Annotated in this window: 20 protein-coding genes and 5 pseudogenes; 5 read left to right on the top strand and 20 right to left on the bottom strand. The window is 61.4% G+C overall.

Annotated features, from left to right (window positions below; genetic code table 11):
* Positions 1 to 10: 10 nt before the first annotated feature.
* The 14 genes and pseudogenes from AC0NIL_RS29930 to AC0NIL_RS29995 form a co-directional block, all read right to left on the bottom strand.
* Complete coding sequence (locus AC0NIL_RS29930) at positions 11 to 1,492, bottom strand: lipopolysaccharide biosynthesis protein (RefSeq protein WP_473573191.1); 1,482 nt, start codon at positions 1,490 to 1,492, stop codon at positions 11 to 13.
* Positions 1,489 to 1,989, bottom strand: coding sequence for an acyltransferase family protein (locus AC0NIL_RS29935; protein WP_473573193.1), 501 nt, complete (start codon positions 1,987 to 1,989; stop codon positions 1,489 to 1,491). Before AC0NIL_RS29935 ends, AC0NIL_RS29930 begins: the two co-directional genes overlap by 4 nt.
* Positions 1,990 to 2,428: 439 nt before the next feature.
* Positions 2,429 to 3,370 (bottom strand): polysaccharide pyruvyl transferase family protein, encoded by a 942-nt coding sequence (locus AC0NIL_RS29940; protein WP_473573194.1) that lies wholly within the window; start codon positions 3,368 to 3,370, stop codon positions 2,429 to 2,431.
* 40 nt (positions 3,371 to 3,410) lie between these two features.
* Complete coding sequence (locus tag AC0NIL_RS29945; protein ID WP_473573196.1) at positions 3,411 to 4,376, bottom strand: glycosyltransferase family 2 protein; 966 nt, start codon at positions 4,374 to 4,376, stop codon at positions 3,411 to 3,413.
* 364 nt (positions 4,377 to 4,740) lie between these two features.
* Positions 4,741 to 4,923, bottom strand: a pseudogene (locus AC0NIL_RS29950) (hypothetical protein); the annotation flags it as partial.
* A 325-nt stretch (positions 4,924 to 5,248) separates the two neighbouring features.
* Positions 5,249 to 5,419 carry a hypothetical protein gene (locus tag AC0NIL_RS29955; RefSeq protein WP_473573197.1) on the bottom strand — a complete coding sequence of 57 codons (171 nt, stop codon included), beginning with the start codon at positions 5,417 to 5,419 and terminating at the stop codon, positions 5,249 to 5,251.
* Complete coding sequence (locus AC0NIL_RS29960; protein WP_473575065.1) at positions 5,407 to 5,955, bottom strand: hypothetical protein; 549 nt, start codon at positions 5,953 to 5,955, stop codon at positions 5,407 to 5,409. The genes AC0NIL_RS29955 and AC0NIL_RS29960 overlap by 13 nt, the downstream gene beginning before the upstream one ends.
* A 27-nt stretch (positions 5,956 to 5,982) precedes the next feature.
* Positions 5,983 to 6,916, bottom strand: a pseudogene (locus tag AC0NIL_RS29965) (glycoside hydrolase family 127 protein); the annotation flags it as partial.
* Entirely contained in the window at positions 6,885 to 7,082 is a 198-nt protein-coding gene (locus tag AC0NIL_RS29970; protein WP_473573199.1) for a hypothetical protein, read from the bottom strand. The gene AC0NIL_RS29970 and the pseudogene AC0NIL_RS29965, both read right to left, overlap by 32 nt.
* A gap of 507 nt (positions 7,083 to 7,589) precedes the next feature.
* Positions 7,590 to 7,983 (bottom strand): annotated as a pseudogene (locus AC0NIL_RS29975) (ABC transporter permease subunit); the annotation flags it as partial.
* A pseudogene (locus tag AC0NIL_RS29980) lies at positions 7,975 to 8,106 on the bottom strand (branched-chain amino acid ABC transporter permease); the annotation flags it as partial. The pseudogenes AC0NIL_RS29975 and AC0NIL_RS29980, both read right to left, overlap by 9 nt.
* 30 nt (positions 8,107 to 8,136) lie before the next feature.
* Complete coding sequence (locus tag AC0NIL_RS29985) at positions 8,137 to 8,961, bottom strand: galactosyl transferase (RefSeq protein WP_473573201.1); 825 nt, start codon at positions 8,959 to 8,961, stop codon at positions 8,137 to 8,139.
* A gap of 43 nt (positions 8,962 to 9,004) precedes the next feature.
* Positions 9,005 to 10,012, bottom strand: a complete 1,008-nt coding sequence (locus AC0NIL_RS29990) for a polysaccharide pyruvyl transferase family protein (RefSeq protein WP_473573289.1) — start codon at positions 10,010 to 10,012, stop codon at positions 9,005 to 9,007.
* Positions 10,013 to 10,067: 55 nt separating this feature from the next.
* Positions 10,068 to 11,215: pseudogene (locus tag AC0NIL_RS29995) on the bottom strand (oligosaccharide flippase family protein).
* A 1,372-nt stretch (positions 11,216 to 12,587) separates the two neighbouring features.
* On the opposite strand from AC0NIL_RS29995, the gene AC0NIL_RS30000 reads away from it, so the two are divergent.
* Together AC0NIL_RS30000 and AC0NIL_RS30005 are read left to right on the top strand one after the other, a co-directional pair.
* Positions 12,588 to 13,028 carry a hypothetical protein gene (locus AC0NIL_RS30000; RefSeq protein WP_013533589.1) on the top strand — a complete coding sequence of 147 codons (441 nt, stop codon included), beginning with the start codon at positions 12,588 to 12,590 and terminating at the stop codon, positions 13,026 to 13,028.
* Positions 13,029 to 13,531: 503 nt separating this feature from the next.
* Positions 13,532 to 13,744 carry a hypothetical protein gene (locus AC0NIL_RS30005; RefSeq protein ID WP_245463562.1) on the top strand — a complete coding sequence of 71 codons (213 nt, stop codon included), beginning with the start codon at positions 13,532 to 13,534 and terminating at the stop codon, positions 13,742 to 13,744.
* A 26-nt stretch (positions 13,745 to 13,770) separates the two neighbouring features.
* On the opposite strand, the gene AC0NIL_RS30010 is transcribed toward AC0NIL_RS30005, so the two are convergent.
* From AC0NIL_RS30010 to AC0NIL_RS30020, 3 genes are read right to left on the bottom strand one after another with little or no spacing between them, the layout of a single operon-like run.
* Positions 13,771 to 14,670 (bottom strand): alpha/beta hydrolase, encoded by a 900-nt coding sequence (locus tag AC0NIL_RS30010; RefSeq protein WP_275954028.1) that lies wholly within the window; start codon positions 14,668 to 14,670, stop codon positions 13,771 to 13,773.
* Between the two features lie 21 nt (positions 14,671 to 14,691).
* A complete protein-coding gene (gene fhuB / locus AC0NIL_RS30015; protein ID WP_275954029.1) occupies positions 14,692 to 16,740 on the bottom strand; it encodes a Fe(3+)-hydroxamate ABC transporter permease FhuB in 2,049 nt (682 codons plus the stop codon).
* On the bottom strand, positions 16,733 to 17,608 hold the full coding sequence (locus tag AC0NIL_RS30020) for an ABC transporter substrate-binding protein (protein ID WP_275954030.1): 876 nt from the start codon (positions 17,606 to 17,608) through the stop codon (positions 16,733 to 16,735). The genes fhuB and AC0NIL_RS30020 overlap by 8 nt, the downstream gene beginning before the upstream one ends.
* A gap of 504 nt (positions 17,609 to 18,112) precedes the next feature.
* Between AC0NIL_RS30020 and AC0NIL_RS30025 the strand changes: the two genes are divergently transcribed.
* Positions 18,113 to 18,460, top strand: coding sequence for a hypothetical protein (locus AC0NIL_RS30025; RefSeq protein WP_032808338.1), 348 nt, complete (start codon positions 18,113 to 18,115; stop codon positions 18,458 to 18,460).
* Between the two features lie 73 nt (positions 18,461 to 18,533).
* Here the strand turns inward: AC0NIL_RS30025 and ggt are convergent, their stop codons facing one another.
* The 3 genes from ggt to AC0NIL_RS30040 form a co-directional block, all read right to left on the bottom strand.
* Positions 18,534 to 20,273 (bottom strand): gamma-glutamyltransferase, encoded by a 1,740-nt coding sequence (gene ggt, locus AC0NIL_RS30030; protein WP_275954031.1) that lies wholly within the window; start codon positions 20,271 to 20,273, stop codon positions 18,534 to 18,536.
* Between the two features lie 310 nt (positions 20,274 to 20,583).
* Complete coding sequence (rhaI, locus tag AC0NIL_RS30035; RefSeq protein ID WP_275954032.1) at positions 20,584 to 21,873, bottom strand: L-rhamnose catabolism isomerase; 1,290 nt, start codon at positions 21,871 to 21,873, stop codon at positions 20,584 to 20,586.
* 12 nt (positions 21,874 to 21,885) lie between these two features.
* Complete coding sequence (locus AC0NIL_RS30040) at positions 21,886 to 23,988, bottom strand: bifunctional rhamnulose-1-phosphate aldolase/short-chain dehydrogenase (protein ID WP_275954033.1); 2,103 nt, start codon at positions 23,986 to 23,988, stop codon at positions 21,886 to 21,888.
* Between the two features lie 185 nt (positions 23,989 to 24,173).
* On the opposite strand from AC0NIL_RS30040, the gene AC0NIL_RS30045 reads away from it, so the two are divergent.
* Positions 24,174 to 24,983 (top strand): DeoR/GlpR family DNA-binding transcription regulator, encoded by an 810-nt coding sequence (locus AC0NIL_RS30045; protein WP_013533598.1) that lies wholly within the window; start codon positions 24,174 to 24,176, stop codon positions 24,981 to 24,983.
* Positions 24,984 to 25,038: 55 nt separating this feature from the next.
* A complete protein-coding gene (gene rhaS, locus AC0NIL_RS30050; protein WP_013533599.1) occupies positions 25,039 to 26,034 on the top strand; it encodes a rhamnose ABC transporter substrate-binding protein in 996 nt (331 codons plus the stop codon).
* Positions 26,035 to 26,074 lie beyond the last annotated feature (40 nt).

The raw sequence follows: 26,074 nt of genomic DNA on the forward strand, positions 1-26,074 counted from the left end.
GAGCTAGCGATCACGCATGGCTGACTTTGGACAGCACCTTGAAAGCGAGCTTTCTCACTTCGGTCTCAGGGCCATCTGGACGACCCATGATGATCCAGAGAAAGAGACTAAAGCCGCAATAGAGAAGTCCGCCGAGGCAGATGAGGAGGGCGAGTTGTAGAACCAGTCCGGCCTGCGTGGTCTCAACGCCAAAGTAATGATCGGCGAGCGTGACACCCGTGGCCAGAACGGCCGAGCTGGCGAGTGCCCTGAAATTTGCCAACAACTGAGCCCTGACCGAGACATTGATGAGGCGCTCCACCAAGACCATGTTGACGACAGCGCTGAAGAGACCGGTGAGCACGCGGCTGAATATCAGCCCCGGAAGTCCCCAGAATACCAAACCGATCGTAATCACCGGAATTCGGACGACAAGCATCTGCGTGTCGCGCATGAAGAGGGTCCGGGTCTGCCCCAGCGCCATGCCGAGAGGCTGATTGAGAGAGCCCAATGTCTGTAGCGCGTAAACTGACGCGAGCGCCTGGATGATGAAAATAACGGGAGTCCATTTTTCGCCGAGCACCAGTCTCACGAGGGGATCTGCGATGACAGCCATTCCTATGCCGGCGGGCAATGCAGCCGCCGTCAGCAACGCCTGCGTTCGCGAATAGGCTGCCGCCAGACGCTGAGAATCATGCCGCACATTGGCGAAGGCGGGATAGATGGTTGCGGTCAGTGGCGCAGTTGCTTCACGGGTGGCCATCATCGCGAGCTGTCCACCAAGCGAATAATATCCAAGGGCAGAGCCATCTAGCAGCTTTCCTATAAGCAGATAATCGAAACGCCAATTGAGCGTGTTCACGATCTGCCCGGCAGTAATCCAAAGCGAAAACGAAAAGAATTCCCGCACATGGGAGAAGGTCACGCGGGGACGAAATGGCATGACAAGGTACGACGTCACAACATTTGTCGCCTGCATCACCAAAGTGCCGACCACAAGCGCCCAATAACTTTGGTAGACGACCACCACGCCGATGGTAGCTACGAATCCGGCCACTTTCTGAGCGACATTCAATACGAACTCTTGCCAGAAAATCAGCTCGCGCTGGAGAATGATTTTTCGCGGGTTAACGAGTCCGCCGATAGCGAGGCTAAGGCTCAAAGCGAGTAGAACGCCCAACAGGCGCGGCTCATTGTAAATGAGGGAAGCGGGATAGGCGAACGCCGCGAATAAAAAGCATAGTATCAGGCCCCGCGTCGCACCCAACGTCCATGCCGCGCTGAAATGCGATTCTCCCGGTGCTTCATGACGGATGAGCGCTTCATTCAGGGAAAGATCGGTAATCGACGTCACGACCGCCAGCATTGTCGTCGCTAGTGCCACCACGCCAAAGTCCGAAGGCAAAAGATACCAGGCCAGGATAATCGTACTGATCGTTGAGAGCCCGTTGACGATTATTCTTGAAAGAGTGACCCAGAGACTTCCCGCTACCAGCCGGTCAGCGATGCTCATGGCTGACCTCCGCGCAAGTGCTCGGATAATTGCTGTCGCCAGTGACGCGCTTCCAGAGCATCCAGGCACCAACCGGCAACGGATAGTGGCCGCAAAATATCCAGAAACTCAGGCTTCCGCTGCCCGCCAATTTCCGGCCCACCTTCGTCCGGATCAGCAGTCAGCATTGGTCTCCGGTGCACGAGAAAGGCCAGAAGCGGCGACAGGAGGATGCAAACGAGCAAGTCGCGTAGGAAATGGAGGGGGACATTAACTGGCAAGCCCTCCAGCGCAAGCGCCTGTCGCAGCAACTCCCGTGGCGAAGCAGACCACAGATCTGGGAAATCACGAACACCAATGCTCAGGCCCTGAAGCAGCAGCCCAGCTGGGGACAAACTCAGATTCCAGAGGAGGAAAGATGCCAACAGGGTCATGAAGTTGGAGCGCAAAGTTCGTTGATAGTTGAAATCCCGACGACCGCGCTGGAACAGGAGATAGCGCTCAGGCAGGGAACGCACATTAGGAACAGGCTACCCCCGAGGAATATCCTCAGCCAATCAAACCAAATGAACTCGCCGCCAAAGGGACTGGTCTGGTGGTGTAATGGCACGTGAACAAACACGATCCCAGATATCAGGAAGATACGTGTCAGGTTGATGCGGGAGGATAAGTTCTGATCGACTGCCAACAGAGTCTACCCTATTTTCGGCCGAGCCTGTCTCGCTGCCATAACGTCAAAGCTACGTCGCACTAAAAGGTCGTCAGGTCCTTGGGCGGATGTCCCGCCCAAGGCACCTTTTCGCCAAGCCTCAGCAACAATTGGAGTTCCAGGAATTTCTGCCCGGTTCACTACAATCGCTGAGTTTCTATCACGGCGGGTCTGTTCAATCGCGCGACCTCGTTTTGGGGAGCAACATGCCCGGCACAGTTTCAGTACCTGCTGGAGGGTCGCGTCGTTTAAAGGTAGTCTTTGCGGATATCGTTCAGAACCTCCTGGAAGCGACTTTTTAACCCATCAAGGGAGCCATCGGGACTAAGTTGCGGTTCCCGGCGGCTCGCTTGCAACAGACCAGCGGCGGATGGTATAGCCAGAAATTTCTTGATCTTCGATCGAACTGCGGTCTGGGATGTCACCGGGAGTGCCGGACCCTCCGTTGGGACCGGGCCGATCATCATTGATTGCGAGCGGTCGCCAGTGAATTTGAGACCCCAAAAGCGCTTCCCTTTCGCAGCGGCTTCCGCCCGCGAGGACACGGGTATGAAGTGGGGCATGTAAGTCGCGCCGACACTAATCGCCCAGTCGTTCCACTTGAAGTCATTGATGGAGGCCGATGTGGCCACCGCGACCCAAGGAACTCGAAAGGCATCGGCGATAATCGCGCCGTGCATCGATTCCGCGACGATTAGCTCCGATTGCGCGATATGGCGGATGACCACCTTCGCGTCACCGCGCGGATCCAGATAGGTCAGTCCAGCCAGCTCGCAGGCGGCTCGCCACATGCCGGATTCGGCGGATTCCCAGTGCGGAACGAAGGTCCTCTTGTACCGCTTCGGCAGCTTGTGGAATTCCGGCATCTCAGCAATCATGACGGCTGGATCCACGATACCCTTGTTGCTAGCAAGACCAAGCCGCTCCGCTGTTTTCGGCCCTCGCACGCAACGAATGTCCCATTCCAGGCTGTCGCTGATATCGGGCGGTATGCCGTACCCATACCCGCTTCCGACAACCAGCTTGTGCACACCGCGCGGCAGAAGGGCGGGATTCAGGACAGTGCCGACGCCCACGAGCATGGTGCCTTGGTGTACCTCCCGAAATCCCGGCAGCAGAAAGTCCCAGAGCCAGAGATTGAGGTCATCGCCAAAATTGCCGTGGTGAGATTCCCAGTGATATGGCTTCATTCCGACTCCGCAGGACGCACGAGAACAGGCGAATTTGGCACTATTTCCCGCCCGCAAACTTAGCTGTCCCGAGTTCTCTCAGTGTGCATAGCAACTCGGGGTCACGCCACGCCCAACGCGCGAGTAGGCCGAGGTTTGGCACTTTGCCGCTGCGAAGAAGTCCGACCTGGCCCCACAGCGCCTGGCGACGCGCTCTGCCCTTATAGGCGGCGATTGACGCGATTTCGTGTGGCCTTCGGGCAAAACAAGTTTGGAGCGCGTCGAGCGCTACCCAGACGTTGAATTGCTGCTGCAGGAATTGGCGCGATTTACTGTCGATGCTGTGGAAGATATTAAGGCCCAATCCGCGTACGACACCCGGATCATCGCAGAGGAGGCTGCGCCGAGAGGCCAGGATGCAATCGCAGAAAAAAAGCACGTCCTCTGCGGCGCGGCGAAGAGTGGCGTCGAAACGGATTTTTTGGAAGATGGTGCGGCTGATGATCATTCCGGAAAGATGGAGAAAGCTCCAGTCCTTCAACATTGCGCTTGCAAGATCAGGTACTTCGATAACAAGTGGCTGTTCCGACAGTCGAATGGCCCCGTCCGTCTCGAGGAGTTTAGATATGGGGGCGTGGTAATGGAATTCTTCGCTCGCCTGAATCGAAGCCCAATAACAGTCTCCTCCAAAGCGCAACATGCTCTCAAGCGCGTTGTGCAGATGATTTGGAAGCCACATGTCGTCTGAATCGAGAAAAGCGACAAAACGGGTCGAAGAAGAAACGTTCTCCAGTCCAGTGTTGCGAGCGCCACCCGGTCCGGCGTTAGCCTGCCTTATCACGGTGATCCGCGATCTCTGATCGCTCTCAAGCGACTCCAGCTCGACATCGGCTGAAAGCGGGGACCCATCGTCAATGACCACGACGTCGAAGTCCTTGTGTGTTTGGCTAAACACGGACTGAAGCGCCCGACGCAGAATGCCCGCTTCTCTCTGGTAAAATGGGATTACTACTGTGAACTTAGCCAATTCTCACCGTCTTTTGAAAATTTGGGTTGCTCATTCAAACCCCGATTAGCGCATTCCGTGCGGATTAGCCCAAGTGATTGTTTGGATGGAGACCCATTTACGGTATGGATGCCTTAAGGGTCTGGGTAAAACCGTCGAACTGACGCATTTGAAGGAGTTAAAGGTCGAAACCGGCGACGGGGAGTTCGTCAGCAGCCGGAGCTGTCTAGGCACTGGCCGTTTGTCGTTTGCTTCGGAATTGATAATCTTCACAATGACATTTGACCGGATTCTCGTTGACGGGCAGCTCAAGATAAACGCCGTCATCCACCGCGACGGAGCGACCTGACGAGTGCCGATGAAGCGCAGATGGGGTTTGATCGTTTCAAGACTGATGGCACGTTCCATTTGGTGACATCAGGTTGCGACGTGGAGCATAAGCGCGCAGCCGTAGCCGCATCGAGGGGAGTTGAACTATGGCGAGAAAGTTCTCGGCCAACTTGTCGGATCGAGTGGCGATGCGGCGGAAGTGCTTCGACTTGGAAAAGAAGCGATCGACAAGGTTGCGCTAACGGTAGAGCCATGGGGTTCGAAGCGACTTGGCCCGCTCACCCTCCTCGAGTTGGGAAAGACCTTTTTCTTAGTGTCTGCAATTTCCGACGATCCAGTCAGGCTCTTGGTGAGATGCTGGTGGACTTGAGCCGGAGGCAGCGGACCGATCGCGCGATCCAGTGCCCGCCGCATCGCCTCAAAACACTGGGAGGGAGATCCGCATGAATCGGGAACCGAAGAGGTAGTCCCATGAAACAGGGCATCGGCTGAACGAACTTGGCCTTGGGTCCGCTCACCTGCGCAGACAGCCACCCAAGCAGCGGGTTTCTCATGCCGGCCATTCAGCTTTCCAGCAGCCACACCTGCATCGCGCCTTTCGCCCGATTGTTCCAGAGGTAATATGGCAGGGCGGTTAGCCGGCAGTCCGAGGCGATGGGGGGCGCATTCCGGTACAGGCTATCTCCCCAGCCTTGGTCTTCGACGCGCTGCGCGGAAGCGGTTAGCGTGACCACGCCATCGAAAAGATCGCCCGTTCCACCATTTCGATCTTAGCCTCTCGCGGCAACTTGATCTGCTGCACGCGCGCCCCGGGATTGTCGACCTCTTCAACGCAATAAACCAACGGCCCGCGCTTGAGCGACACGCGGCCGATATCCTGCTTGAGCGAGGGATGAGCATAGATGCGCTCAGGAGGCATCGGTAGCTCGAGGGCGATCATGTCTCCTGGAGTCCATAGCCGCCAGATCGAAAGGTAGCCATTTCTGGTGCATGCTGCCACGTCGACCACATGTCCACCGACCGAGGCTTTGGCTTCATGCGCCCAGGCAGGAATGCGCAGTTTGACGGTAAACTCGGCCGGCGCCTCAGGGCTGACCTCTATCCTGATCGAGCCGTATAGTGGATAGGCGCTGGTTTCCCGCAGGAACACATTTGACGCCGCGAGTTGGATGTTCGTCGAAATGCCGCCGTAGAGATGGAAGGCGATTGCGTCTTCGCTAGCCGAGACGAAATAGCCTCCGACCGAAGCAATGAGACGAGACAAATTCATCGTGCAGCATGGGCATGTATGCCAGGCCCATCGGCTGTGTCGCCCATCGCTGTCCAGCGGATTGGTATAAAAATAGTGCTGGCCATCGCGCGACAGGCCGGTCAGCGCCGTTGAACAACGCCTGTTCCATAACGTCGGCGTAGCGGCCGTCGAGATCGAAATGCAGCATGCGATGCGCCCAGAAGATCAGCGCTATCGAAGCGCAGGTCTCCGCTTAGGCGGTATCGTTGGGCAGGTCGTAGTCCTCGGTAAAGCCTTCAATCCCGCCAGCCGAACCCAACCCGGAGGTGAGATAGATCTTCGAGGACGTGGCGTCGGCCCAGAGCACCTCGCATGCTTTCTTGAGGCTGTCGTCATTCAGTTCCGCCGCGAGGTCGGCCATGGCAGAAAACATGTACATCGCGCGGACGGCATGTCCGACCACAATGGTCTGCTCGCGCACCGGCCTGTGCGATTGGCTGTACTCAAATCTCTCCGCCCAGAAATCCTGGGGGCTCTCCCCGCGCGCGACCGCTTCCTGATCGAAGTAGTGCGGCTGGCGCCCCCGCTCGTTGATGAAATAGGCTGCGAGGTCGAGATGCTTTCTCTCTCCCGTCAAGCGATAGAGCTTAACAAGAGCCAGCTCGATCTCCTGATGGCCGCAATAGCCGCGCTTCTGGCCGGGGTTCGGGCCGAAGGTCTTGCTCACATGGTCGACATAGCGCTCGAGGATACCAAGGAGCCGGCGCCGGCCTGTCGCGACGAAGTAGGCGATGCCGCCCTCAAGCAGATGTCCAAGATTGTAGAGTTCGTGATTGTCGCGCAGGTTGGTCCAGCGCTTGTCTGGCTCGCGCTGCAAGTACCAGCAGTTCAGATAACCGTCGGGAGCCTGCGCCTTTTCGAGATCGTCGACGTTCTTTTCGATGCCGGCCATGATGTCGGCGTCGCTCCTATGCGACAGCGCATAGGATGCCGCTTCGATCCACTTGCCAACGGTTCGGCAGGGTCAGGGATTGCAAAATACCGTGCTTGCCAAGCTGGGCGTGCTGGCTGGGGATGGTCCTTGTCAGCACCGTCTCCAGCCGCTCGCGCCAAAATTGCCCCTCCAGCGCCACATCGACGAACCGAACTGGCTTGAACTCGTTCATTCGAATGCATCCTTTCCTGCAACGAAGTGCACTGGCGTGCTCATGGCTACGACGATGCCCGCCAGGACCAGCGAACACGGCCAGCGGGTGACACCGCTCAGCAAGCCCACGCATGTACTAGCGGGCAATCAAGCGCAGCGGGTCGGACGCCCCGGACGATCTGATCGTTGCCGCAGAGGATCGCGGTCAGGGTTTGCTCCCAAGAATTCGGCCGGCGCTCGCGCACCCGCGCCTCGGCTCACCTTTGGCTTTGGCCGTTCTTCGTGTGGGCATTGATGCAGACCGACCGCCGATTTGGATCGGCGGGCGATTCATCGACGCAGGCTTCCCCTTGAAAAACTGGCCGATGAAACCACACCGATGAGGAGATAACCGTGATCTGGGTCAACTGGCGCGACGAATCCGGCGAAGATTGTGTGCGTCAAGTTCTTGTGTGGATGCCAGCCGTTTTACAAGGAAGAACCTGAAGCACATGTGATTAGTGCTGTCATGTGTCAGGAGGGGTTTGTCGTTGGAGAACCAGCCGACTTGGTTAGCGCCCACTGCACAAACAATTGGGCGGCGAGCGTCGAGACGGCGAGATAAAAGCCGCGCAGCCGCAGACTCGGCAAGCCGAACAGGATGCCGATGCCGGCGGCCGAAATCCCGGCCAGGATCATGATCGCCACCAGCGGGAGTCCTTCGACCCGCAGGGCGAAATTGTAGGCGGCGAAAGCGCCAACCGCCATGAAGGCGGAGGAGCCAAGGGCAAGCTGGCCGCAGTAGCCAGTCAAGAGGTTGAAGCCAACCGCCGCCAGGCTGAGCGCCAGGAACGGCAGCAGGATTGCCTCGACCAGATAGCTCGACGCATAGGCGGGATCAGGCCGTACGCGACGGCGATCAGCACGGCCGGCACCGTCAAAGCCTTCAGCACTATCAACGACAGCGAGAACTGGACGCCGAGGCGCGCCCCTCAGCAGCCCCTCAGCAGCCCCGCGACCAGCGCCACGAACCCCGCGGCCGGCCACACCGCTGCCCATATCCGGCCATTGCCCGGAAGCCAATGCAGCAGGGTTCAGGCGTTGGGCGGAGCGGGCCTACCAAAAAACTCCTGCTTTGTAGTCTCGCCGACCAGCCGGAGCTTGGCCAGACTGCGAAGCATGCGTCTTGGCCGCTTGAGCGCCTGCCAGCTCAGGAAATACGTGACCAGGAGGCTGGGAGCCTTGCTGTGCGACCCTCTGTGGGCGACGCGGTAGACGGCGCCGCGAAATGGCAGCGGCGTCAGCGGCGCGCCACGCTCGGCGAGGATATTGGCGATGCGGACATGACTGCCGAGCATCGACTTAATCCAATCGAGGGACGCGTCCTCGAAGCGCTCCGGCAGGCCATAAAGATCCGATCGGATGATCAATGATGTTCCGCAGAGATGGTCGAAATCGTCATACCCCAGCAAGAGATTGCCGCTGTCGTCCCATATATACCCGCGATTAATCGCCCATCCGTTCGCATCGGGATTTTCCGACACGTATTGGACGATCCTGGCGCTTACGAAATCATCGTCGTCGACGATCATGAAAAAGCGGCTGTCGCGGGCGCTGAGCATTCCCTTCAGCACGCGGCGTCCCTTGTCGGCGCGGAAGGCGTCGTAGACGTCCTCGATGCTGCCTGACTTGCCGATCTCGTGCCTGTCGTTTGGGGGAAAGGCGACGCGCTCGACGCTGAAGCGTTCGGGCAGGTCTGGGAGATCGGCGCCCTCGTTCGCCACGATGATGCCTCGCCAGTGGTCGTTCGTCTGGTTCGAGATCGAGGCGATGGTTTGGGTCAGATTTGCCCTGAGAAGGTTCCAGTCGCGGGCATTGTCCTGATGGCGGACGGGAATGATGAAGGTGACGAGCGTCATCGAATCCCGCCTCCGCGAACGCCTGTTTGCATTGGCAGCCGCCTCATGCGGCGGCTCCCATGCTGGCCTGATGGCGCGCCCAGGCGATCCCGTCGTCGAGCGACGCCGCTTTGTAGGACAGGTCGGTTCCGCCGGAAAACGCGGCCATGAATCGCCGCACCTTGCCGTAGCTGTTGTCGAGCACGGCGTGCGGCCGTCCGAGCAGCAGCGCACAGATGTGGACGTGCAGGCGGTCGGTCACGATCGCGCGCCCGCGCGAAATCTGCCTTATGCCTCGCCGGAAGCGGTTGTGCGCCGCAGCATCGAGCTTGGCGCTCCTGATCCGCTCGGGATTGAGCGAAACGGCCACCTTCGCCGCGCCGAGCGCCTTGGCGATGCGGACGGCAGTACGGGATTCGCTGATCCAGTCCTCCGCCGGTACGTCGGGATAGGCGGAGAAATCATAGTGCGAGGCCTTTTCCTGATCCGCCCGCAGCATGGCCAGCACCGGAAATTGCGAGGCCGCCAATGGTTGGCTCGGGCCGATGCAGAACGCCATGTCCGGACAGAGATGCACCCGGCAATCGAAGTGCTTTTCAGCGAATTCCTTCGATTCCTCGTCGCGCACGAGCAGGACGAAGTTCTTGTGGCGCGCGATCGCCCGCGCCATCCGGTCGGCGTGTACTTGCGACTTGTAATGGATAGACTGCGGCAGTTGTACCACCAGACGGCCGGGCCAGCGCTCCAGAATGCTCTCGCGAAGCTCCTGGTGTCCTGGCCAGATGTCCCCGAACGTTCCTCCCCCGGTTATGAGGATCGGCCCGTACGACATCGCCTCGTCGAGCTTGTCGTGCGAATGGTCCTGCAACGACGAGATGTATGACGGGTCCTTTTTGAACCGGGATGAAAGGTAGGCTATCTGGCCTAGCCAGATAGCGGAATCGCCGACATTTTTGTAGTCTGGGAAATCGACCATCGCCACCGGCTCGTCGCCGGAGACATAGTCTTTCAGGCAGTCGTGTATGACGGTCTGCAATCTGGCGATCACATCCAAATTTGATTCTGCAGGCATTTTTCTCTTCTCCATCTGGCTGGTAGCGCGGGTCCGCGGCGGCAGGAATTGCCCTTTAGTCGTGAAGCTGTGCGAACTTTGGACAGGATTTGCCCAATATCTTCTGGATCTCCGTTTCGGGTCCGGCCGGGCGCCTCACCATATCCAGAGCAGCAAAGTCGACCCCCAATAGAGGACGGCGCCCAGCGCAACCAGGATCGTCAGTTGCTCCGCCAGCATGATTTTCTCGGTGGTATGGGGCAGACAGCGGGACGCGAGCGACACGCCTGCCGCCATTACCGCGATGCTCGTCAGCGCCCGCATATTGGCCGAGAGTTTCTTCAATACTGTGACGCCGATGAATCGCCGCACAAGGATCATTTTGACCAACGCGCTGAACAGCCCGGTGACCACACGGCCGATGATCGTTGCGAATGCTGGAGAAGCCGGGATAGATCGTCTGCACAAGCGGCGCGGTCGCCTCGCGCGTCGGCATCATGGCGAGGTTGGAGCCGACCGAATAATAGCCGAGCGGCGTGCCGCCGAGCATCTTGCCGACCAGCAGAAAATCGAAACGCCAGTTGAGCGTGTGATCTGGCCGGCCGTCAGCCATGCGGAGAAGGAAAAGAACTCTCGTACGTGCTGGAAGGTGAGCCTGGGCCGGAACGGCAGCACGAGATAGGAGATGATGACGGTTGTGGCTTGGGTCACCAGCGTTCCGAGCACCAGCGCCCAATAGCTCTGATAGATTATCGCGATCGCCACCGCGGATGAGGCCGGTCAGCTTCTGAGAGATGCTGAGCACGAACTCCTGCGAGAAGATCAACTCGCGCTGAGGCATGATCAGGCGCGGCTTGATTAGGCCGCCCAGCGGCATGCTGATGCCCGGTGCAACCAGCTTCGGCTCCTCGAACAGCCTGGACGCCGGATAGGCGCAGGCCGCAAAGAGAAGGCAAAGGAGCAGTCCGCGTGTGGCGTTGAGCGTCCAGGCGGCGCTGAAATGCGATTCCGTGGGCGCCTCGTGACGGATCAGCGCCTGGGTGAGCGAGAGCTCGGTGCTGACGATCAGCAGCATGGACGTGCCAGCGCGACGACGCCGAAATCGGCGGGCGCCAGATACCACGCCAGCACGATCGTGCTCAGCGTCGCCAGCCCGTTCACAATGGCGGGGACAGGCTTAGCCAAATGCTTTCCCTTGATTAGCCGGCCGCTGATGCTGGTCATACGAAGGGGATGGCCTTGTTGCTGATCACACCGACAGCAGCGCGGACCACCGAGAGAACGGCTTTAGTCCTTAAGTCGACATTCATGAGAGGGATGTCCGCTGCGCCAAATCGTACTCCAATCGGAACGTGATCCGACGGCAATCCGCACGCCCGGAATTCCTGCACTCCCCTGATAGCGCCTACCGACCACGCCGCTGACCGAAGCTGCCGCGAACTTAATTGCGCCTATGCTGCACTGCAATAGGAATGAGATCACGGTTCGTTTCAGGTGTTTTCGATAGCTCTAATATCGATTGCGACCGTGACCTTGAGCGATGGACAGCGACTGCTCGCCGACATTGGCCAAGCCGGTGGTGGCCTGCCGAACGGCGAACTGATGCGCCGAACCGATGCTTACCTTGCGCGGCATCTCGAAGAACTTTGGTGACGTCGAAGCTCTAAGCGAGTCGACGTCACTATACGCTGAAGCGGTTGCAGCGGGACCGCGCCATCACCATGGTTCTCGTCTCCCACGATCTCGGTGTAATCCGGACATGGCCGATCGCGTCATGGTTATGCGTCGCGGCAAGGTCGTGGCGCATCAGATCTTCCAGGACCCCCGGCACGCTTACACCCAGCAGCTCGTCCACGCCAAGCTTTGAGAGTGTCAGACATGATTATCGAGGTTTCTATCCCCAAGAGGCCGGCGCCAGTGTTGCGCGTCGAGGGCATTACCAAGCAGTTTGAAATGCACCACCTCAAGCGCACGCTGTTTGCCTTGGGCAATATTGATTTTGAACTTCGTGGGGGCGAGTTCATTCTGCTTAGGGTGAGAACGGCGCCGGCAAGTCAACGCTGCTGCGGCCCCTCAATGCTATAGGAGTAAAATCGAAAGACGCTCTCTGCGCCATGCCAGGCAAAGACGAAAGGTCAAGTTTGAAAACGGTCGATTGAAAGCAATATTCCCACGGGGTAGCGGCGGTGCACCTTCGACTCGATCCCGGCGCTATATGCGTGATCGAGGAAACCGATCTGGTCCTTGGCTACGGTTAATGAGAAGAGCGATCAGGTTCTGAGTGGGGATGCGGGTGCATTTCATTTGCAATGGTCGGGAACCGAACCAATCCACAGAAATATTCTGTTGGTATTTCTGTTGATTGGCCTGTCGGTGCGCGAGTTCCAAGCATTTGAAAACAAAAACAGATTTTTTTGATTTGGATTCCGCCTCTGGGCACCATCCCCTCCTGGTCCGTTCTGGGCACCCCCGTCGCGTCGCCGCCTGCATCGCCAAGTGGAATCACTTTGCGCACATTAGCCCGCCGGCGGATTTAATTTGCTTGGCCACCCCTCAACCCTAGGGCAAACTGCCCGTTGGGGCTGCAGGAGGTGAAATGAGAGCACGCGCAGCAACGCTTGGGGATCTGGAGGATGTCTTTCGCGGTCTGTCCAAGCGGATGTCGGACGAATACGTCGCTGCCGGCAAGGACAGCAAGATCGCCTACGACAACCTTATGATGAATTTGAAGGAGGGCCGCGCGCACGCGCTTGTCGAGGGCGACAAGGCCGTGGCGATCATCGCCTGGCATGAGAACAGCGACGCCGCCGACACGCTGTTCGCCGCACGGGAGGACTTCTTCCGGGCCACGACCGTCCGTTTCTGCAAGCGGCATATCAGGCATATCCAGGCGCTCGCCGGCAACCTCGCCATCCATTCGCGCAGTTGGCTCCAGGGGCCGGATGTCGCAAGATGGTTCGGCGTCATCGGCTATGTCGAGCGCGGCCGGGAGAACGGCGCCACTTTGTTCGAGCTGCCGCCGGCTCGCATCGGCTAGGAAACCCTGGGCTGGTCAAGATCCCTTGCCGCAAACACCGCCACCCTCTCGCGATCGCCCGCACAGGTTCGTCGATGCGGGTCACCGTCTTCGGCTCCGGGATCCCTTGCTCGGCGGCCTTCTGAACTGCCTTAGCAAGCGGCTTGCGCCGGGCGCCGATTGGCGGGATGTTATGGGAGGGCAACCGGGGGCAAACCGGCACGCCGAGACAGATATGGCTGCTGGAAATGTCACGAGCTTGCTTCGCCTTTCTTGCCTTTGTTGCCTTGGTGAGGCCGGTAGGGGCAGGCGAGTGGACGTCTCATCTGCTTGACCGCCCAAGCCTGGCAACCGCCTATTTTCGCCAAGCCGATCTTGTGACTGCATACGCGACCGCAATGGCGCGCTTCCGTCTGCAGCTCGCAGGGCGTGCCGGCGAAAACAACCTTGCGGTCCCTCTCGAACCACTGCTTTTGCGGGCGGAATTCCGTGCGCGGACATGGCGCTCGGCGGACGGCAGCCTGTTGCAAGGCTTCGCCGGCAAGGGCGGCTTCCGGCTGACTATCGGCAACTGCCTGGCGCGCATCTGCGCTGCCAGCGAATGCAGCGATGCCGGTTGGCCGGTTTACGCCTGCAGCGACGGAGGCAAGCGCAAGATGTCCGTCACGGATTTTGTGACGGCAAACTTCGGCGGCGTCTCCTACCGCCGATTGAGCGCCTCCCCTTCACAGGAATGACAGCGCCGACCGTCTTGCTGCGGCGTTCAGCAAAGGGCGGTGTCCCTCCTCACCGCAAACGCCGCCTGCACCGCGCGATTGACGGTGACCGGCAGGATCGACATGTGGTTCTCGCCGGCATGCAGTTCGAAACTGGCGCGCACGCCCGGGAGCGCGTCAAGACGCTGCGCCATTGCCCGCGCGAATGCGTCGGTGCGTGTCACCTTTTTCTGCTTCAGGCGCTTTTCCTCGTCCTCGGCGCCAATCTGGAACGGCGCCAGCTTCTCGGTCTCGTACTCGCCGGCCGACAGGATCATGGTCGCCGCCAGACCATCGGGAATGGCGGCCTCGAAGGCTTCGAGAAAGCGGTCGATGGCACGGTCTTCCCAATAGATGGCGGGGCTCGCCGCGATCCAGGTCTGAAAGGAAGAAGGCCGCGTGAACAGGGCGTAGAGCGCAAACAGGCCACCGAAAGAATGGCCGTAAAGCGCCTGGCGGCTGGCATCGACCGTGACCCGGCTGGCGACCCACGGCTTCAGCTCATCCTCGATGAAAGCAAGGAATTTCCCTGCCCCACCGGTCCGGACTTCGGACGTGCCTTCGTGGAAGGGCGGGTAGGTCTTGCCTGGCGGCGGGCCGAGATCCCATGAGCGGCGCAGCGGATCATAGGCGCCGTCGACGGGATAGCCGATGGCGACGATGACGCCCCAGCCGACATTGGTGCCCGTGGGATAGAAGGCCTGCGCGCGCATGGCGTCGACCGCCGTGCCGATGACGGCGTTGCCGTCGGTCATGTAGAGGACCGGCCAGCCGGCCTCGGGCACCGGCCCGGACGGCACATGCAGGAATATCCGCCAGGGCGCGCCGCCCTGCGCCGGAACAAGATCGTGGACCGCCGTGTTGGCGATCAGGGCTGGCGTCGCGTTGGACATGGATATCTTGGACATGGATATCTCCAGGCAAAACGGTCAGCGGCGGCGCAGCAGCCACATCAGCACCGGGCCGCCGATCAACGTGGCGACGAGACCGGCCGGGATCTGGCGCGGGAAGATGGCGATCCGGCCCACCCAGTCGGCGGCGACCATGATCAGCGCGCCGGCGAGCACCGCGCCAATGGCCTGCGGCAGCGCACGGGAAAGGCCAAGGCGACGAGCAAGATGCGGCGCCATAAGGCCGATGAAGGTCAGCGGACCGACGATCAACGTCGAAGCCGCGGTGAGTGCCGCGACGGCCAGCAGCACGAGAAGCCGCGCCCTCTTCAGGTTGATGCCAAGGCCCTGAACGGCGGCGGAGCCGAGCGGCAGGATGTTTAGCCAGCGCACGAAGAAAGGCGCGAGCGCGAAGAGGCAGACCGCGATACCACCGGTCAGCAGGGCGTCACCGACATCGACGCCATAGGTCGAACCGGTCAGCCAGTTGAGCAGCAGCATGGCGCGAGGATCGCCGGTCGCGGTGAGCACCAGGATCAGCGCGTCGAACAAGGCCGTCAGGGCAACGCCGGCAAGCAGCAGCCGCTCCGGCGCATAGGCGGCACGACGGCCGATCGCCAGCGTCACCAGCAAAGCGGCGAAGGCGCCGATCGTTGCCGCCGCCGTCTGAACCGGGCGCCCGGCATCGACGAGCGCAAACAGCGCCACCATCATGCCAAGGGCGGCACCGGCACTGATGCCCAGCACTTCGGGGCTGGCCATCGGATTGCCGGTCAGCCGCTGCATCATCAGCCCGGCAAGCGCCAGCATCGCCCCGGCACTCAGCGCGGCAAGCACGCGGGGCCACCGCCACGACAGCAAAGGCTGCAGCTCGTCGCCGAAGGCGAAGGTCCAGCCATGCGGACCCGGTCCATAGAGCAGGGCCAGCCCGAGCAGCAGAAGCAGAGCCAGGCCGAGTGCCATCAGAACAAGGCCGGGCCGGCTTGCGCGCGGCAGGCGCACGGCCATCAAGGTCGGGGCTTCCGAGCCAAGCGCAAGGCGCGGCAGCAGCCAGAGCAGCAGCGGCGCACCGAGAAGTGCTGTGATCGCTCCGGTCGGCAGCAGGTCGCCTTGCGGCCCGGTGGCGATCTGCACGCCTTGATCGGCGGCCCACAGCAACGCGCCGCCGATCAGCGGCGCCATCACCAGCTGTTGGCCAAGCCGCCGGCCACCGCCGATGCGCGCGAGCGTCGCCGCGGCCAGGCCGACGAAGCCGATGACGCCGACAGCGGCAACGACAAAGGCGATCAGCGCGACGGCGGCCGCCAGTCCGGCGAAGCGATAGGCGCCGAGCGGCACGCCAAGGCTGCGCGCGCCTTCATCGTCGAGGCCAAGCAGGGTCAGGGGCCGCACCATGAAGAAGATCGCCAGCGCCGCTGCGCCGATGCGGGGCAAAAGCCACAGCGTCGTCGACCAGTCCTGCTGGCCGAGCGAACCGGCGCCCCAGATGAACAGGCTGGCCAGCCATTCGTGCCGCAGCACGATGAGAGCGGCACCGATGGCGCCGGCATAGAGGCTGACCACAAGCCCGGCCAGCACCACCGAAAGCGGCGACAGGCCCTTGTGCCAGGACAGAGCGATGACGGCGGCAAGGGCCATAAATGCGCCGGCCAGCGCCACCCATTCGCGGCCGAAGGCAAGCAGGGACGGTGACAGAAGCGTCGCCAGTGCCAGCGCCAGATAGGCACCGGCCGAGACGCCGACGGTTTCAGGCGAGGCGAGCGGGTTGCGCAGAACCTGCTGCAGGACAGTTCCGGCAAGCCCGAGCGCCGCACCGCACAAAAGGCTGATCGCAAGACGGGGCAGGAAGGCATAGTGGACGAGCACCTGCCGCATGTCAGCGATGTCGGGAGCGGCGAGCGATTGGAGCCAGAGCGCCGATGGCAGTTGCACGGTGAGGTTCGAGACGGTTGCCGCTGCCGCAGCCGCGAGCAGCACCGCGCAAAGCAGGATCGCGCCTACCGGCTGATTGCTGGAAAAGCTCCACACGGGAGCCCGGCCGGCCGACGCAGGCTTCCCCCTTTGGGCAATGGCAGCATCCTCAGCCATGGGCGGCCTCCGCGGTCATCGCCGATGCCAGGACCCGGGCAAAACGGCTCGCGGATGGAAGCGCGCCAAACATCAGGACGGCAGGAAGGCGCATGATCGAGCGGTTGCGCACGAAGGGCATGGCATTCCAGACCGGACTTTCGGTCAGCGTGCCGCCGGCGCCCTCAGGCAAGGGTTCGAGATAGGCGAGGCGCGCATCGCTGGATGTCGCCAGCCCGTCGATGCCGACGGTCGAAAACCCCCAATAGTTGGTCTCGGCCGTCCACGCGTTGCTGAGCCCGATGCGGTCGAACACCTCCTGAAACAGGCTCTTTGCGCCGTAGACGCGCACATTGCGCGGGTCCAGGAAGCTGACGACATAGATCGGCCGTGCCGAAAGCGGCGCCAACTGCTGGCGAACCTCCAAAAAATACGCGTCTGTCGCCGCGATCAGCGCCTCGCCTTCGCTTTCCTTGCCGACAAGCCCGGCGAGCTGGCGCGTCGCCTCGAGCGCGCGCCGATAGGGCTGCCCGGCCTCGGTATAGAGCCCGATCGTCGTCACTGGAGCCACCCGTTCGAGCAGCGGCTTGATGCCCTCGAGATACGGCATGGACAGGATGATGTCGGGCCTGAGCTGCTGCAGGAATTCGAGATTGGGCTCGAGCAGCGTGCCGAGATCGGCGACGTCGGGCGGCAGCCGCGGCTCGACCACCCATTTCTCCCAGACCTCCCGATCGGCAATGGCGACCGGGCTGACACCGAGCATGAGCAAGGTCTCGGTCAACCCGTCATCCAGGCAGACGATGCGCAACGGACGGGCTTCAGCCGTGGAGGACCCCATGCCGGCGAACGGCAGCGAAAAAAGCCCGAGCGCCTGGCGCCGGGTCATTCGGCTGCGCAAATGATCGGGCGCGGCTCTCGACTGGGGCTCTTGGTCTCTCTGCAATGCGGCCGGCCCTGCTTTTCGGGGGTTGGTCTCCAGTGACCACTGCCCGGTGACTATGAAACATGAGTATACTAGTCAACATTTAAGATGCCTGCCCAGTCAACTTTCACGCAACCGCATGCCAAGCGCAGACGCCCACTGGCCGCAAGGCGATTCGCCCGTACAACAACCCTGTGCGACGTCACCGTCCGAATCACGGTTTGCGAAGCCCAATCCGCGCCCCGCATCATTTTTCCTCCACGAATGCATTCCATGATAGAGGGAGCTACGGTCGCCTTTGGGCAGCCGTTTCCTGGATTGCCTGAGAGACCAAAGACGGCCAAGAACCAAAAGCCGGCAGCAAGCCGCCACCTGAAGACGTCAAGGACCGGTCGAACGCATCAAGGCAGCGTGATCGGGTTGCACTCGGCAAGGCTTGATGATTTGTTGCCGCTATACGGAGAACGAATGATGCGAGAGCCTGCCGGTCAAGACGAATACGGGTCGACGAACCCTTTCGATCCGGACGACCTGCCAACCTTGAACGCAATCGGCCCGAGCATGGGAAGCGGCAATGATTTCGAGAGATATGCCGTTGCCGTGATCATCGTGTTCGGTGCGCTGATCATCGGCGGGCTGATGGCCGCATCGATGGTCTTCGGGCACCGCAACGGCTTCCTCTTCGCGCTTGGCGGCGCCACATCCGCCTGGATCTCCGGAAATGCGCTGCTGCTCGACCGGCCGCGCATCTATGCGCTGTTCGTCGGCATTGCCGCCTTGATGCTGGTTGCGTCCACCCTCACGCTCGTCTTGTGACGGTCAAGTCGGTGTGAGCCGATCCACTTGAGCAGCGGGCGATCAACCCGAATCGCCACGCTGCTCCAAGCTGTCAGTATCCGAGCGCCTCGCCAGAGGCCGCGCGGCTGTCGATGGCGCCGTTGTAGCGCGCGCCGCCGCCTTTCTCGATTTCCGCCAGGCTCTTGCCGCCGACCAGGATGCCGGCGGCCTGACCCCAGGTCTGGTCGGCGAGATCGAGGTGATATCCCATGCCGGCCAGCAGCTTTTCTGTGTCCGGCGACAGGCCGAACGGCTCGACATACACCTTGTCGGGCAGCCATTGATGGTGGATGCGCGGCGCGTCGATCGCCTCCTGGATGTTCATGCCGTGGTCGATGACATTGACGATCGCTTCCAGCGTGATGGTGATGATGCGCGAACCACCGGGGCTGCCGATGACCATGAACGGCTTGCCGTCCTTGGCGACCACGGTCGGGCTCATCGACGACAGCGGCGTCTTCTTCGGCTGGATGGTGTTGGCCTCCCCCTGGACCAGGCCATAGAGGTTGGGCACGCCGGGTTTCTGGGTGAAATCGTCCATTTCGTTGTTGAGCAGGATGCCGGTGCCGTCGGCGACGACGCCGGCTCCAAAGGAACCGTTCAACGTGTAGGTGACCGCGACCGCATTGCCCGCATCGTCGATGATCGAATAATGCGTCGTCTCCTTGCTCTCGCCAAAGCCCTTCGGCATCAAATCCTGCGACACGCCGGCCCGGAACGGGTCGATCTTGTCGCGGATATCCTTAGCATAGGCCTTATCAAGCAGTTTCGAGACCGGGTTGTCGACGAAATCGGGATCGCCGAGCGCTGAATTGCGGTCGACATAGGCGTAGCGCATCGCCCCGACCATGACGTGGACCGTCTCGGCGGAACCTGCGCCGAGATAGGACAGCGGATAGCCCTCCAGCACGTTGAGGATTTCGCAGATGATGATGCCGCCGGAGCTGGGCGGCGGCGAGGAGGTGATCTCGTAGCCGCGATAGGTACAGGTCACGGGCTTGAGCTCACGCACCGCATATTGCTCGAAATCCGGCTTGGCGAGAATGCCGCCCTTGGCGCCGCTCGCCTTGATGATGGCGTCAGCGATGGCGCCTTTATAGAAGGCATCCGTACCCTTTTCGGAAATGGCGGCGAGCGAGGCGGCGAGGTCGGGCTGGACCAGCCGCTCGCCGATGCCATAGGGCTTGCCGTCGGGTTTCAGGAATATGGCGGCGGCCGCGGGGTCCTTCGCCAGCCTGTCGGCACTGCCGGCAAACGAGGCAGCGTCGCCCTGGTTGAGGATGAACCCGTTCTTGGCGTAGCCGATTGCCGGCGCCATCAGATCCTGGCGGGACAATTTGCCGTATTTTTCACGGGCCATCTCGAAGCCAGCCACAGAGCCCGGTACGCCGACGGCGAGATAGCCGTCGAGGCTGGCGCCCTTCACCGGGTTGCCGTCCTTGTCGAGATACATGGTTTTTGTCGCCGCCAGCGGCGCCCGCTCGCGGAAATCGAGAAAGGTCGATTTGCCGTCCTTGAAGCGGATGGTCATGAAGCCGCCGCCGCCGATATTGCCGGCATTGGGGTAGACGACGGCGAGCGCATAGCCGACGGCAACCGCCGCGTCGACAGCATTGCCGCCCTTCTTCAACACCTCGATGCCGACTTCGGACGCCAGATGCTGGGCCGTCACCACCATGCCGTGCTCGCCCTTGGCCGGCGCCGGCGAGGCGGCGAAGACACTCGTCAACGGCGCCAGGACAAAGGTGATGGAAAGACTGGCGGCGATCAGTGTCCGACGGTTGAGAGGCATGGCGGTTCTCCGGGCGGGGGGATGCCTAGAAGACCGTGTTGGACGGATCGAGTCCACTAACAATTAAGGGAGCACGAGAAAGAGCCCCCTCACCCGGATTGCCAACCGAATTGCGAAGGGCAATTCGGGGCAATCCGACCTCTCCCCGAGGGGAGAGGAGGTGTCAGCGCTGACGCCAGTCTCTTCTCCCCTGCGGGGGTGAGGCGTGGTCCGCGCAGCGGGCGAAAAGCCAACTGCTTGGCTTTTCGAACAACGAACGCCCGGAGGGCGGTGGCCCGCAAAGCGGCCGGATGAGGGGGCCGGCTCGGCCTCAGACAATCCCGCCCGAACCGCCAGCGACTGCAGGGCGTTCCGCTGCAACCTTGGCGCGGTAACCCGCCGCTCGATAGGCGGCGACCGGGTCGATGGCGCCGCCGGTCTTCAGCCGCGCCATGGCGAGGATCGGCTCGACATCGGTGCGGTAGGCCGCTTTCAGCGTCTGCGTCGCCATCAGCGCGTCATTGCTATCCTGAAAAACTTCCAACGCCTTGCGATCGACCAGCAGCGCCTGCGCATAGGCGCGCTGCACCTCGACTGCCGACAGCATCAGGCTTTCGATCGGATCGGTGACGTTGTGGCTCTGGTCGAGCATGTGGGCCGGGTCGAACCCCTCGGCGCCGGAAAGTTCGGCATCGACCAGTTCGTTGAAGACGAGAAACAGCCGGTAAGGATCGATCGAACCGGCGTCGAGATCGTCGTCGCCATATTTCGAATCGTTGAAGTGGAAGCCGCCGAGTTTTTTGAACTGGATCAGCCGCGACACGATCATCTCGATGTTGACGTTTGGGGCATGGTGGCCGAGGTCGACGAGACAGAACGCCTTGTCGCCCAGCTCCTGCGCGATCATGTAGTTGGTGCCCCAGTCCTGCACGACGGTGGAATAGAAGGCCGGCTCGTACATCTTGTGCTCGCTGAACAGCTTCCAGTCGGCGGGCAGTCCGGCGTAGAGCTCTTTCATGGCGTCGAGATAGCGCTCGAATGCCTTGGCGAAATTGACCTGGCCGGGAAAGTTCGAACCGTCGCCGATCCACACCGTCAGCGCCTTGGAGCCGAGCGTCTTGCCGATCTCGATGCATTCGAGATTGTGCTCGACCGCTTGCCGGCGCGTGCCGGCGTCGGCATGCGACAGCGAGCCGAATTTGTAGGAGAGCTTCTGGTCCTTGGCGTCGGAAAAGGTGTTGGAGTTCATGGCGTCGAAGCCGAGGCCAAAGCGCGAGGCCGCTTGCTTCAGCCGGTTCGGATCGGCCTTATCCCACGGAATGTGCAGGGAAACGGTCGGCGTCGCCTGCGTCAATTGCTGGATGACGGCGCAATCCTCGATCTTGTCGAAGATATCGCGTGGCTCGCCGGCACCGGGAAAGCGGGCAAAGCGCGTGCCGCCGGTGCCGACGCCCCAGGACGGGATCGCCACCGCGAATTTCTCGACCTTGTCTCTGATAGCGTCGATGGCGATGCCGCGACGGTCGAGCCGCTCGCCGAGCGAGGCGTAGTCGCGCTCGAGGTTTGCCTTGCGCGCGGCGTTGTCCTTGTCGACGAGGCCGGCGGAGATGATGTGTTCCATCGTCCCCTCCGCTCAGCGCGTGAACGACTGGGCGTTGCCCGCGTCGACATTGATGATGTTGCCGGTCGACTTGGCCGACATGTCGGACGCCAGGAAATAGATCGCCTCTGCGATGTCTTCCGGGAAGACCGAGCGCTTCAGCATCGAACGCGAGCGATAGTGCTCCTCCAGATCGTCGGTCGACATCTTGTAGGCGGCGGCGCGCTGTTCCTTCCACTCGCCGGTCCAGATCTTCGAGCCGCGCAACACCGCGTCCGGGTTGACGACATTGACCCTGATCTGCGCCTCCGCGCCCTCCAGCGCCAGGCAGCGGGCGAGATGGATCTCGGCAGCCTTGGCGGTGCAATAGGCGGCGGCGTTCGGCGATGCGGCAAGGCCGTTCTTGGAGGCGACGAAGACGACGTTGCCGCCAATCTTCTGCGCGCGGAACAGCCGGAACGCTTCCCGCGAGACCAGGAAATAACCGGTCGACAGGATGTCCATGTTCTTGTTCCACAGCGCCAGCGTCGTCTCCTCGATCGGCGCCGAGGAGGCCAGCCCTGCATTCGATACCAGAATGTCGATGCCGCCGAACTCGGCCGCTGTCTCGGCAAAGCCCGAAATGACCTGCTCCTCCGAGGTGACATTGATCAGCACCGGCCGCACGAAGTCCCTGCCGTAGACTTTCGCCAGTTCGTCATTGGCGCTGGCCAGTGCTGTCTCGTCGATGTCGGCCAGCACCACGCAGGCGCCTTCGCGCAGCAGGCGGTTGGCCGTGGCGCGGCCGATGCCGCCGGCGCCACCCGTGACCAGGGCGATCTGGCCGGCAAGCGACTTCGGCTTCGGCATACGCTGCAGCTTCAGGTCTTCGAGCAGCCAGTACTCGATGTCGAAGGCTTCCTGTGCAGGCAGGCCGACATAAGACGACACGGTGGAGGCGCCGCGCATGACGTTGATGGCGTTGACATAGAATTCGCCCGAGATGCGCGCCGTCGCCTTGTCGCCGGCGAAGGTGAACATGCCGACGCCGGGCATCAGGTAGACGACGGCATTGGGATCGCGGATGGCGGGCGAGTCCGGATGCTTGCAGCTGTCGTAATAGGCCTGGTAGCCAACGCGATATTCGGCGATGTCGTCGGCAAGACGCGCGATGACGGCATCGACATCGGGCTTTGCCGGATCGAATTCGATGACCAGCGGGCGGATCTTGGTGCGCAGGAAATGGTCGGGGCATGAGGTGCCGAGTGCCGCCAGCGGGCGCAGATCCCTGGAGTTGACGAATTCGAGCACAGCAGTGGAATCGTCGAAATGGCCTGTTTTGTGGCTCCTTTCCGAGATCAGGCCGCGAATCCTCGGCATCAGTTTGGCCGCGATGGCACGGCGCTCAGTGGCGTCGAGCGACTTGACCGCTTCACCGCCGAAGATAGCGACACCCTCGGAGCGGCGCTCGAACCATTCGATCGCCTGGTTGATCACCGAGATCGTCGTCTCGTAGCATTCCCTGGGGGTGTCGCCCCAGGTGAACAGGCCGTGGCTTTCCAGGATGACGCCCTTGGCGGCCGGGTGTTCGAGGCAGAATTTCTCCAGCCACAGGCCAAGTTCGAAGCCAGGGCGCTTCCACGGCAGCCAGCCGATGGCCTCGCCGAAGATTTCTTTGGTCAGCGCCTTCGAATCCTTCGCCGCGGCAATGGCGATGATGGCATCGGGATGCATGTGGTCGACAAAGGGCTTCGGCACGTAGGCATGCAGCGGCGTGTCGATAGAGGCCGCGCGCGGATTGAGGTTGAAGGTGCAGTGCGGCAGGAAGCCGACCATCTCGTCTTCGTGCTCGACGCCGCGATAGAGGCCTTTGAGCGCGCGCAGCTTGTCCATGTAGAGCGTGGCAAAGCCGTCCAGCTTGATCGAGGCGCTGTCGCCGCCCGATCCCTTGACCCACAGCACTTCGACATCCTCGCCGGTGAGCGGGTCTTTCTGCCAGATCTTCGACGACGTGTTGCCGCCGCCATAGTTGGTGACCCGCTTGTCGGAACCAAGTGTGTTCGAACGGTAGACCAGAAGTTCCGGCCCGCTCATGGCGTGAGCCTTGGCCTCGTCCCACAGATTGGCGAGGCGCGCGCCGGTGCGCTTGTCGAGCATAAGAAATCCTCCCGAAGGCACGCAAAAGGCGCGGCCATTTGGCCCCGAATTTCCACGGAAGCGGTCGGCTTGTCAATCACAAACGATCAATATCGATCATATTGCACTGCACAATGAAATTATATGATCGGAAATGATTGACACTGCGCGTTTTGGGTGCCTAGATGCCCGGGCAGGGAGGAACCATGCACGAAAAAGAGCGCCACAGGATCATTCTGTCCGCCGTCCAGGAAAAGCCTGTGGTGACGGTGCAGGAGATGGTCGACCTGACGGAGTCCTCCGAGGCGACGATCCGGCGCGATATCGCGGCTCTCCACGTCCAGAAGCGCCTGCGCCGCGTGCGCGGCGGCGCCGAGGCAATCTCGCCGCCGCAGTTCATCGGGCTGGCCGGCCGGCCCTTTTCCGTCAACGAAACCATCAACGCCTCGCAGAAGCGGGCGATTGCGCGTGAAGCGGTCGAGCTGTGCAACGACGGCGAACCGATCATCATCAATGGCGGCACCACCACCTTCCAGATGGTGCATTTCCTGACCGGCCGCCGCATGCCGATCTTCACCAATTCGTTCCCCATCGCCGAGCACCTGCTCAAGCACTCCAAGAATACGGTGATGCTGTCGGGCGGCACCATTTATCGCGAGCAGAACATCATCCTGTCGCCCTTCGACAACGACGTGACGCGCAATTTCTATGCGCGCCGCATGTTCATGGGTGCGCAGGGTCTGGGGCCGCTCGGCCTGATGGAGGGCGATCCGCTCTTGATCCAGGCGGAGCAGAAACTGATCGACCAGGCCGACGAGTTGGTGGTGCTGGTCGATTCCTCGAAATTCCGCAAACGCTCCAGCCTCATCCTGTGCGGCCTGTCGCGCATCGCCACCGTCATCACCGATGACGGCATCGAGGATCGTGAAGCCAAGATGCTGGAGACCGCCGGCGTGACGCTGATCGTCGCCCGCACATCCGCAACCAACAAGGAAGAATCTTCACTGCAGGCCTGAGGCCAACTCGCGCTCGCAGCGGCGATGGAATGCAACGCTCAAGGGAGGAAATTCGATGAGCTTCTTGAAGAAATTGATGGTGACGGCTGCATTCTCAGCCGCCATGTTCGTGAATGCCGCCTATGCCGAAAACGTCAAGATCGCGCTGGTGGTGAAGTCGCTCGGCAACGGCTTCTTCGATGCCGCCAACAAGGGCGCCGAAGAGGCGGCCAAGGAACTCGGCGATGTCGACATCATATACACCGGCCCGACCAAGGCGACCGCCGAAGCGCAGATCGAAGTGGTCAATTCGCTGATCGCGCAGAAGGTCAACGCCATCGCCATTTCGGCCAATGACGCCGACGCTCTGGTGCCGGTGCTGAAGAAGGCCATGGAACGCGGCATCACCGTCATCTCGTGGGATTCGGGCGTCGCCAAGGAAGGTCGCCAGCTTCACCTCAACCCGTCCGACACCGGCCTGATCGGCGAGACCATCATCAAGCTCGCCGCCGACCACCTGCCGGAAGGCGGCGAGGTCGCCATCCTGTCGGCCTCCTCGACCGCGACCAACCAGAACGCCTGGATCGACGCGGCCAAGAAGATCCTGCCGGAGAAGTTCCCCAAGATCAAACTCGTCGCCACCGTCTACGGCGATGACGATTCGGCCAAGAGCACCGACGAAGCCAAGGGCCTGTTGAAGTCCTATCCGAACCTGAAGGCGATCATCGCGCCGACCACCGTCGGCGTCGTTGCCGCCGCCCAGGTCGTCACTGACGAGAACCTGATCGGCAAGGTCAATGTCACCGGTCTCGCACTGCCGTCCGAGTTCAAGAAGTTCATCGACAACGGTTCCAGCCAGGCGGTTGCGCTGTGGAACCCGATCGACCTCGGCTACTCGGCCGTCTACCTCGCCCATGATCTGGCGGTGAAGAAGGAAGAGGCCAAGCCCGGCGCCACGCTGTCGATCGGCCGCGTCGGCAAGGTCACGCTCGACGACACCAACTCGGCTGCAATGGCTCCGCCCTTCCAGTTCGACAAGTCGAACATCGAAAAGTTCTCCAAGATCTATTGATCTGGAGTTCTCTAGAGCTGACGCGGCGGGGCTCACGTCC

The sequence above is a fragment of the Mesorhizobium sp. WSM1343 genome, from assembly GCF_055901535.1.